The sequence below is a fragment of the Cellulomonas olei genome (assembly GCF_039548315.1).
Lineage (GTDB): Bacteria > Actinomycetota > Actinomycetes > Actinomycetales > Cellulomonadaceae > Cellulomonas.
Genome location: NZ_JBCLVN010000090.1, coordinates 1 through 9,639, shown reverse-complemented (window position 1 = coordinate 9,639; position 9,639 = coordinate 1). Strand labels below are relative to the sequence as shown.

Annotated in this window: 8 protein-coding genes and 1 pseudogene; all 9 read left to right on the top strand. The window is 76.3% G+C overall.

From position 1 onward, the window contains the following. Window positions 1-2,965: Rne/Rng family ribonuclease (locus AAHH18_RS17980; RefSeq protein WP_343302559.1), on the top strand; the 2,965-nt coding region annotated here is incomplete at its 5' end. 276 nt (window positions 2,966-3,241) lie between these two features. Further along, the gene (gene rplU / locus AAHH18_RS17975) at window positions 3,242-3,550 is read left to right on the top strand and encodes a 50S ribosomal protein L21 (protein WP_222172616.1); all 309 of its coding nucleotides are present in this window, start codon (window positions 3,242-3,244) and stop codon (window positions 3,548-3,550) included. Between the two features lie 64 nt (window positions 3,551-3,614). After that, entirely contained in the window at window positions 3,615-3,869 is a 255-nt protein-coding gene (rpmA, locus tag AAHH18_RS17970) for a 50S ribosomal protein L27 (RefSeq protein ID WP_147796066.1), read from the top strand. 87 nt (window positions 3,870-3,956) lie between these two features. After that, window positions 3,957-5,468, top strand: a complete 1,512-nt coding sequence (obgE, locus tag AAHH18_RS17965) for a GTPase ObgE (protein WP_283320904.1) — start codon at window positions 3,957-3,959, stop codon at window positions 5,466-5,468. Window positions 5,469-5,526: 58 nt separating this feature from the next. Beyond that, window positions 5,527-6,666, top strand: a complete 1,140-nt coding sequence (gene proB, locus AAHH18_RS17960; protein WP_283320903.1) for a glutamate 5-kinase — start codon at window positions 5,527-5,529, stop codon at window positions 6,664-6,666. 74 nt (window positions 6,667-6,740) lie between these two features. Beyond that, window positions 6,741-8,087 (top strand): glutamate-5-semialdehyde dehydrogenase, encoded by a 1,347-nt coding sequence (locus AAHH18_RS17955; RefSeq protein ID WP_343302558.1) that lies wholly within the window; start codon window positions 6,741-6,743, stop codon window positions 8,085-8,087. Between the two features lie 61 nt (window positions 8,088-8,148). Next, window positions 8,149-8,304, top strand: a complete 156-nt coding sequence (locus tag AAHH18_RS17950) for a hypothetical protein (RefSeq protein ID WP_222171850.1) — start codon at window positions 8,149-8,151, stop codon at window positions 8,302-8,304. Between the two features lie 24 nt (window positions 8,305-8,328). After that, complete coding sequence (gene nadD / locus AAHH18_RS17945) at window positions 8,329-8,931, top strand: nicotinate-nucleotide adenylyltransferase (RefSeq protein WP_343302557.1); 603 nt, start codon at window positions 8,329-8,331, stop codon at window positions 8,929-8,931. Next, window positions 8,928-9,639: pseudogene (locus AAHH18_RS17940) on the top strand (hypothetical protein); the annotation flags it as partial. The gene nadD and the pseudogene AAHH18_RS17940, both read left to right, overlap by 4 nt.

The window sequence follows — 9,639 nt, the reverse complement described above, 5'->3', positions numbered from 1 at the left end:
CGCTGCCGCGCAGCCCGCCGCCGAGCAGCCCGCTCCCGCGGCGGAGCAGCCCGCCGAGCCGGCCGCCTCCCGGCCGCGCCGGTCCCGCCGTGCCACCCGCCCCGCCGCGGCGCCGGTCGATCCCGTCGAGCCGGCCGCCGTGCTGCCGGAGCCGGTCGCGCCGGTCGACGAGCCGCTGGTCGAGGACCCCGAGGACGAGCAGATCGCCGAGACGGTCGAGCAGGCCGAGCAGACGTCCGCCGCGGCGCCGGAGTCGCGCCTCGACGTGCTGGCCGAGCTGGGGCGCACCACGCCGTCCGCCCCCGCGGCGCCGGCGTCCGCCCCGGCGGCGTCCACGGCGTCCACCACGCCCTCCCCGTCGTCCGCCCCGGGCGGCGGCGACCAGGACCGCACCGCCGCCCGTCTCGCGACCACCGCGCTGCTGTTCCAGGCGCCCGAGGCCCCGCGTCGCCGTCGGCGCGCGCAGGCGCCGTCCGGGTCGCCCGAGACCATCTCCGCCGCCGCCCAGGCCGCCGAGGCCCAGGCCGCCGAGGCGCGGCCCGAGGACGCCGGGTCCGCCCCGGCCGCTCCCGCCGAGGAGCAGGCCGCGCCGTCCCGTCGCCGTGGTCGCCGCGGCCGCACCCGTGCCGAGGAGGCCCCGGAGGCCGTCGAGCCCGCCGAGGCCGACGCCGTCGAGGTCCCCCTCGAGCAGGACGCGGAGCCGGCGGACGCCGAGGAGCAGGCCGCCGGTGCCGCCGAGGCCGCGGACGGCGAGCAGGACGGCGACGAGGGCACCCCGCGCCGCCGCCGCCGTCGCGGTGGGCGCGGTCGGCGTTCCCGCGGGACGTCGGACGGTGACGCCGAGGCCGCCGACGGCCCGGAGGACGCCGCCGACGACCAGCAGGACGCCGCGGAGGACGCGGACGGCGCCGAGGGCGCGGACGACGCGGACGACGCGGACGACCGGTCCGAGGGCGACGAGCAGGGTGGCGGCAGCCGTCGTCGCCGTCGCCGCCGCCGCTCGGGCCGCGGCAGCGAGGCGGCCGAGAGCGAGCCGCGCCGGTCGGGGACCCGCAGCGACGAGGTCACCGCGCTGCGCGGCTCGACCCGTCTGGAGGCGAAGCGCCAGCGCCGCCGCGAGGGCCGTGACGCGGGCCGCCGCCGCCAGATCATCACGGAGGCCGAGTTCCTGGCCCGCCGCGAGTCGGTCGAGCGCTCGATGATCGTGCGCGAGGCGCACGGCAAGACGCAGATCGCGGTGCTCGAGGACGGCGTGCTCGTCGAGCACTACGTGTCCCGGCAGGCGCAGGTCTCGATGGCCGGCAACGTCTACCTCGGTCGCGTCCAGAACGTGCTGCCCAGCATGGAGGCCGCGTTCGTCGACGTCGGCAAGGGCCGCAACGCGGTGCTGTACGCCGGCGAGGTCAACTGGGACGCCGCGGGCCTCGAGGGCGGCCAGCCGCGCCGCATCGAGCAGGCGCTGAAGTCCGGCGACTCGGTGCTGGTGCAGGTCACCAAGGACCCGATCGGCCACAAGGGCGCCCGCCTGACGTCGCAGATCACGCTCGCCGGCCGGTACCTCGTGTACGTCCCGGGCGGCGGCATGACCGGCATCAGCCGCAAGCTGCCGGAGCCCGAGCGCGCGCGCCTGAAGAAGATCCTGCGCGAGGTCGTCCCGGACTCCGCCGGCGTCATCGTGCGCACGGCCGCCGAGGGGGCGAGCGAGGAGGAGCTGCGCGCCGATATCGCCCGGCTGCAGTCGCAGTGGGAGGCGATCGAGAAGAAGGCGAAGACCGCGTCCGCGCCGGCGCTGCTCCAGGGCGAGCCGGACCTGGCGATCCGCGTGGTCCGCGACATCTTCAACGACGACTTCTCGTCGTTGGTCGTCCAGGGCGACGGCGCGTGGTCGACGATCTCGTCGTACATCGGCGAGCTCGCGCCGGACCTCGCGCAGAAGGTGTCGAAGTACACCGGCGCGGGCGACGTGTTCCACGACCACCGCGTCGACGAGCAGCTCGCCAAGGGCATGGACCGCAAGGTCTGGCTGCCGTCGGGCGGCTCGCTGGTCATCGACCGCACCGAGGCCATGACGGTCGTGGACGTCAACACCGGCAAGTTCACGGGTGCGGGCGGCACGCTCGAGGAGACGGTCACCCGCAACAACCTGGAGGCCGCGGAGGAGATCGTCCGCCAGCTCCGGCTGCGGGACATCGGCGGCATCATCGTCATCGACTTCATCGACATGGTGCTGGAGTCCAACCGCGACCTCGTGCTGCGCCGGCTCGTGGAGTGCCTGGGGCGGGACCGCACGAAGCACCAGGTGGCCGAGGTCACCTCGCTCGGCCTGGTCCAGATGACCCGCAAGCGGGTGGGTCAGGGGCTCGTCGAGGCGTTCTCGGAGACCTGCGAGCACTGCAACGGCCGCGGGTTCATCGTGCACACGGAGCCGGTCGAGAAGGGCAACGGCCGCCCCGACGCGGGCGCCCCGCAGCAGGCGCCCGAGGGCGGCGAGGCCAAGAAGTCCCGCCGCAAGCGCGGTGGCGCCAAGGAGCAGCCGGCGGCCGGCGCGCCCACGGCGTCCGTCCCGGTGCTGCCGGAGGCGCGCGAGGCGGTCAAGGCCACGCTCGCGACGATCGCCGCCGCCGCAGCCCACGCGCACGCCCACGACGACGAGCCGCAGCACGACCACGTCGCCGACGCGGAGGCGGACGGCACGACCGTGCCGCAGCCCGCGACCGCGGAGCAGGCCGAGGGCCGGGACGCCGCCGGCGACCGGGCGCCCGAGCCGGAGCAGCACCCCGTCGTGCTGGACGTCTTCGCCGCGCTCGGCGACCTGGCCACCCGCGCCGGCACGTCCGGCGAGGGCGCGAGGTCGACCGGGGGCGCGGCCGCCACCGCGGACGACGCGCCGGACCGGCTCGAGCTGACCCCGGTGGACCCCGGCCTGTTCGAGCTCCCCGAGGCGGACGAGCCCGACGAGGCCTGAGGTGCGGGGCCCGGTGCACCGGCACCGGGCCCCGCACCCACCCCGGGATACCGGCACGGTTTGACCCTCGGGGACGGGCTTGCGTATCCTTGAACGTCGGTGCGTTCTGACGAGAGCCGCTCGTGCGGTCCTCGCCGGAGAGCACCGTTCGCGCGTACCGCCCCTGCGGTGCCGACGCTCCCGAGTCCCGCTGCCACCGCGGTGGCGCGCCGGGACGCGGCCCGGGTCGGGACGCCCCCAGAACCTGTAGTTCGACGAGCAGAGATGAGCAGCAACGTGGTGTACGCGATCGTGAAGGCCGGCGGCCGTCAGGAGAAGGTCGCCGTCGGCGACGTCGTCGTCGTGGACCGCATCGCGGCCGAGGCCGGCTCGACGGTCCAGCTGCCGGCGCTGCTACTGGTCGACGGGGAGGCCGTGACGTCGGACGCCGCGGCGCTCGCCAAGGTCACCGTCACCGCGGAGGTCGTCCGGGACGAGAAGGGCCCGAAGATCGACATCCTGCGGTACAAGAACAAGACCGGCTACCGCCGCCGCCAGGGCCACCGCCAGGCGCTCACCCGCCTCAAGGTCACCGGCATCAAGTGACCCCGCGGGCCGCGCGCCCGTGACCGACCTCCCGTAGACAGCACCGCAGGAAAGCAGGCCTGAGATGGCACACAAGAAGGGCGCGAGCTCCTCGCGCAACGGTCGCGACTCCAACGCCCAGCGCCTCGGCGTCAAGCGCTTCGGCGGCCAGGTCGTCAACGCCGGCGAGATCATCGTCCGCCAGCGCGGCACGCACTTCCACCCCGGCGTGAACGTCGGCCGTGGCGGCGACGACACGCTGTTCGCCCTCGCCGCCGGTGCGGTGCAGTTCGGCACCCGTCGTGGCCGCAAGGTCATCGACATCGTGACGGCGGGCTGACGCCGCCGCACCCCAGCACGCAGGCCGGAGGGGCGCACCGCACGACGCGGTGCGCCCCTTCGTCCATGAGGAAGGAACCACCCGCACATGGCCGCGTTCGTCGACCGAGTCGTCCTCCACGCCAGCGGCGGTGACGGCGGCCACGGCTGCGCGTCCATCCACCGCGAGAAGTTCAAGCCGCTCGCCGGCCCCGACGGGGGCAACGGGGGCAACGGGGGCAGCGTCGTCCTGGTCGTCGACCCGCAGGTGACGACGCTCCTGGACTACCACCACGCCCCGCACCGGCACGCCCCGTCCGGCACCCAGGGGATGGGTGACCACCGGCAGGGCTCCACGGGCCAGGACCTGGTGCTGCCCGTGCCGGACGGCACCGTCGTGAAGTCGGCCGACGGCGAGGTGCTGGCCGACCTCGTGGGCGCCGGCGCGCAGTTCGTCGTCGCCGAGGGCGGTCACGGCGGTCTGGGCAACGCCGCGCTGTCCTCCCCGCGGCGCAAGGCCCCCGGCTTCGCGCTGCTCGGCGAGCCGGGCGAGGCGCGCGACGTCGTGCTGGAGCTCAAGACGATCGCCGACGTCGCCCTCGTCGGCTTCCCGAGCGCCGGCAAGTCGTCGCTGGTCGCGGCGATGTCCGCCGCCCGGCCCAAGATCGCCGACTACCCGTTCACGACCCTGGTGCCGAACCTCGGTGTCGTGCAGGCGGGCGACGCGCGCTACACGGTCGCGGACGTGCCGGGCCTCATCCCCGGTGCGAGCGAGGGCAAGGGCCTGGGCCTGGAGTTCCTGCGGCACGTGGAGCGCTGCGCGGTGCTCGTGCACGTGCTCGACTGCGCGACCCTGGAGCCGGGGCGCGACCCGCTGACCGACCTCGAGGTCATCGAGGCCGAGCTCGCCGCGTACGCCGGGGACCTCGGCATCGAGGGCGGCCGGGTGCCGCTGACGGAGCGCCCGCGGCTGGTCGTGCTCAACAAGATCGACGTGCCGGAGGCCCGCGAGCTCGCGGACCTGGTGCGGCCGGACCTCGAGGCGCGCGGGCTGCGCGTGTTCGCGGTCTCGACGGCGAGCCACGAGGGCCTGCGCCCGCTGACGTTCGCGCTGGCCGAGCTGGTCGAGCAGGCCCGCCGGGAGGCCCCGGCGCCCGAGGCCACGCGCGTCGTGCTGCGTCCGCGCGCCGTCAACGAGTCGGGGTTCACCGTCACGCGCCGGGCCGAGGGCGACCACGAGTACTTCCAGGTCCGCGGCTCGAAGCCCGAGCGGTGGGTGCGCCAGACGGACTTCGCGAACGACGAGGCGGTCGGCTACCTGGCGGACCGGCTGGCGCGGCTGGGGGTCGAGGACGCCCTGCTGAAGGCCGGTGCCGTCGCTGGCGCCGAGGTCGTCATCGGCGACGGGCCGTCCGCGGTGGTGTTCGACTGGGAGCCCACGCTGCTGACCGGTGCGGAGCTGCTCGGCGGCCCGCGCGGGTCGGACGTGCGGCTGGAGGACCACAACCGGCCCACCCGCGGCCAGAAGCGCCAGGAGTACAAGGAGCGCATGGACGCCAAGGCCGAGGCCCGGGCCGAGCTGTGGACCGAGCGCGAGGCCGGTCTCTGGACCGAGGACTGAGGCGTCCGGCCCGCGGAATCCCGTGGGGCCGCCGCCGTCCCCGGGGCAGAATGCCCGCGTGAGTGCCGCCGCGCTGTCCGACCGCCGCCTGCTGCCCCAGGTCCACCGCGTGGTGGTGAAGGTCGGCTCCTCGTCGCTGACGGACGCGGACGGCCGCCTCGACCCCGAGCGGCTGCGGGCGCTGGTGGACGTGCTGGCGTCCCGCGTCGCGGACGGCCGTCAGGTCGTGCTGGTGTCCTCCGGGGCCATCGCGACCGGCATGGACCCCCTGGGCCTCGCCCGGCGCCCGCGCGACCTCGCGACGCAGCAGGCCGCCGCGTCGGTGGGCCAGGGGCTGCTCGTCGCGCACTACACGCGGGCGTTCCACGCGCACGGCCTGCGGGTGGGGCAGGTGCTGCTCACGGCCGACGACACGATGCGGCGCGGGCAGTACCGCAACGCGCAGCGTGCCCTGGACCGGCTGCTGGACCTGGGCATCGTGCCGATCGTCAACGAGAACGACACCGTGGCGACCGACGAGATCCGGTTCGGCGACAACGACCGGCTCGCCGCCCTCGTGTCGCACCTGGTCCACGCGGACGCGATGGTCCTGCTCACCGACGTCGACGGGCTCTACACGGGCCCGCCGTCCCGGCCGGGCTCGCGCCGCATCCCGGAGGTCCGCGGGCCGCGCGACCTGGAGGGCGTCGACGTGTCGGCGCGCGGCAGCCACGTCGGCACCGGCGGCATGGTGACCAAGCTCGAGTCCGTGGCCATCGCGACGGCGTCGGGCGTGCCGGTGGTGCTGACCTCGGCCGCGCAGGTCGCGGCGGCGCTGGCGGGCCAGGACGTGGGCACGTGGTTCGCGGCGACCGGGCGCCGCACGTCGACGCGGCTGCTGTGGCTCGCGTACGCGGCCCGGACCCGGGGTCGGCTCGTCCTCGACGACGGGGCGGTGCGGGCCGTCGTCGAGCGCGGCACGTCGCTGCTCCCGGCGGGCGTCACCGCGGTCGAGGGCGACTTCGAGGCCGGCGACCCCGTGGAGCTCGCGGGGCCGGACGGCACGGTGGTCGCCCGCGGCCTCGTCGCGTACTCCGCGCAGGAGGCGCCGGGGCTGCTCGGGCGATCGACGCAGGACCTGCGTGCCGACCTCGGGGAGGGGTACGACCGGGAGCTCGTGCACCGGGACGACCTCGTGCTGGTGCGCCGGCGGCGCTGAGCGCGTCGGCGGCCACCCGACCAGCCCCCGGACGGCTCCGGGGCGTGTCCGGCGCCCGGGACTACCCTGGTGCGATGACGACCTCCCTCGACGCCCCGGCCACCGACGGGGCGCAGCACCTCGACGCGGCCCCGGCAACTGGGGACGGCACGCAGCCCGACGTCACCGAGCAGGTGCTCGCCGTGGCCCGGCGCGCGCAGGTCGCCGCCCGCGCGCTCGCCGTGGCCACCCGTGCCACGAAGGACGCCGCGCTCGGGGCGCTCGCGGACGCGCTCGTCGCGGACGCCGACGCGATCGTGGCGGCGAACGCCGAGGACGTGGCCCGCGGTCGCGAGCAGGGCACGTCCGCCGGCCTGCTCGATCGGCTCACGCTCACGCCCGAGCGGATCGCCGGCATCGCGGACGCCCTGCGGGAGGTCGCGGCGCTGCCCGACCCGGTCGGGGAGGTCGTGCGCGGCTCCACGCTGCCGAACGGCCTGCGGATGCGCCAGCTCCGGGTCCCGATGGGCGTGGTCGGCATGATCTACGAGGCGCGGCCCAACGTCACCGTCGACGCCGTCGGGCTCGCGCTGAAGAGCGGCAACGCGGTGGTGCTCCGGGGCGGGTCGGCCGCCGCGCGCAGCAACGAGCGGATCGTCGCGGTGCTGCGCGCCGCCCTCGAGGCCCGCGGGCTGCCCGCCGACCTCGTCCAGTCGATCGACGCCTACGGCCGCGCGGGCGGCGTCGCGCTCATGCACGCCCGCGGCCTGGTGGACGTGCTGGTGCCGCGCGGCGGCGCCGACCTGATCCGGACCGTCGTGCGCGAGGCCACCGTGCCGGTCATCGAGACCGGCGTCGGCAACGTGCACGTGTACGTCGACGCCACGGCCGACCCCGCGGTCGCCCTGCCGATCCTGCTCAACGCGAAGACGCAGCGCGTCGGCGTCTGCAACGCGGCGGAGACGCTGCTGGTCCACCGTGACGCCGCCGCGGGGTTCCTGCCGTCGGCGCTGACCGCGCTCGCGGGCGCCGGGGTCACGGTGCACGGCGACGCCGCGACCGCGGGCTTCGCGCCCGCGGGGGTGGACGTCGTGCCGGCCACCGACGAGGACTGGGCGACCGAGTACCTGTCGCTCGACCTCGCCGTGCGGGTGGTCGACGACCTCGACGCCGCGCTGGAGCACATCCGCACCTGGTCCTCGGGGCACACCGAGGCGATCGTCACGCGCGACCTCGCCGCGTCCGAGCGGTTCGTGGCCGAGGTCGACTCCGCGGCCGTCATGGTCAACGCGTCCACCCGGTTCACGGACGGCGGCCAGCTCGGCCTCGGCGCCGAGATCGGCATCTCCACCCAGAAGCTGCACGCCCGCGGCCCCATGGGGCTCGCCGAGCTGACCACCACCAAGTGGGTGGTGCACGGCGACGGGCACGTCCGTCCCTGACGGGGGACCCGCCGGACGTGCGACACTGGACCCTCACTTCGACCCCTCCCGGGAGGACCACGTGAACGCTGCGCTGCGCGCCGCCGAGGCCGCCGCCGAGCAGACCGTCGAGCTGCCCTTCGAGCCCGTCGTCTTCGGCATCGCCGGCTTCGGCGTCCTCATCGCCCTGCTGCTCGTGACGTTCGCCTTCCGGAGCGTCGGCACCCGCCACGACTGACCGGCCGCGAGGGACCCGCCACCGATGACGCAGCGACGATCCCGGCTCGGGGTGATGGGCGGCACGTTCGACCCGATCCACCACGGCCACCTCGTCGCCGCCAGCGAGGTCGCCGCGCAGTTCGACCTGGACGAGGTCGTGTTCGTCCCGACGGGCGCCCCGTCGTTCAAGCAGGACGTCGAGGTCACACCCGCCGAGCACCGCTACCTGATGACGGTGATCGCGACCGCGTCGAACCCGCGGTTCACGGTCAGCCGCGTCGACATCGACCGGCCCGGCCTGACCTACACGGTCGACACGCTGCGGGACCTGGCGCACGAGCGGCCCGACACCGACCTGTACTTCATCACCGGCGCCGACGCCATCGAGCAGATCCTCACCTGGAAGGACTCCCCGGAGCTCTTCGAGCGCGCCCAGTTCGTCGCGGTCACCCGGCCCGGGCACGCCCTGTCCACGGACGGCCTGCCGTCCGACCGGGTCAGCCAGTGGGAGATCCCGGCGCTGGCCATCTCGTCCACCGACGTGCGCGACCGCGCGCGCGCCGGGAAGCCCGTCTGGTACCTCGTCCCGGACGGGGTCGTCCAGTACATCGCCAAGCACGGTCTGTACCGAGGAAGTCAGTCATGAGCACACCCGGCACGCCGCTGACCCGTCGGGAGCTGCGGGAGCGCGAGGCCGCACGGCGCGCGGCGGAGCAGGCGGCCGCAGCAGGCGGGACGCCGGCCGACGCCGGGCGCCCCGGTTCCCCCGTGCAGCCCGCCGCCGGTGCCGCCCGCGCCGCGGCGGCCTCCGGTTCCCCCGCTCCCGCGGTGCGTCCCGACGTGCCGGCGGGAGCCGGTGCGGCGGGCGGTGGTGAGGCGACGCCCGCCCGCGGCACGAGCCGGGCCGGCGAGGCGCCGTCGACGGGGAGCGCCCCCGGTGCACCGGGTGCCGCGGCGACCGGCGGGGCGGGTGCAGCAGCCGTGGCCTCGCGCCGCGCCCTGCGCAACCGCCCGGTCTCCGCGGTCGGCCCCGACGGCCGCCCGGGCGGGTCGACGCCCTACCAGGTGCCGGGCCTGCAGCCGGAGGCACCCGCGCGCACGCGCCGTTCGATCCGCACCGCCTCGGCCCCCGACGCGACCGCGGGCCCGGGGACGGCGCCCGGCGGGACGGAGGCGCGAGCCGGTGCGTCCGGCGGCCGGGACGCCGCCTCCACGGCCGCACCACGGCCTGCTGCGCCTGCCGCGCCTGCTGCGCCACGGCCGGAGGCACCGGCCGCCGGATCGCGTCCGGCCGCCCCGACGCCCGCGCGCCCCGACCCCGCCGGGCGTCCCGGGGTGGCCGCCGGCCCCTCGG

Excerpts from the sequence above, each read along its gene's own strand:
- nadD (WP_343302557.1), top strand. The coding sequence starts at position 8,329 with ATGACGCAGCGACGATCCCGGCTCGGGGTGATGGGCGGCACGTTCGAC.
- obgE (WP_283320904.1), top strand. The coding sequence starts at position 3,957 with ATGGCCGCGTTCGTCGACCGAGTCGTCCTCCACGCCAGCGGCGGTGAC.
- rpmA (WP_147796066.1), top strand. The coding sequence starts at position 3,615 with ATGGCACACAAGAAGGGCGCGAGCTCCTCGCGCAACGGTCGCGACTCC.
- AAHH18_RS17955 (WP_343302558.1), top strand. The coding sequence starts at position 6,741 with ATGACGACCTCCCTCGACGCCCCGGCCACCGACGGGGCGCAGCACCTC.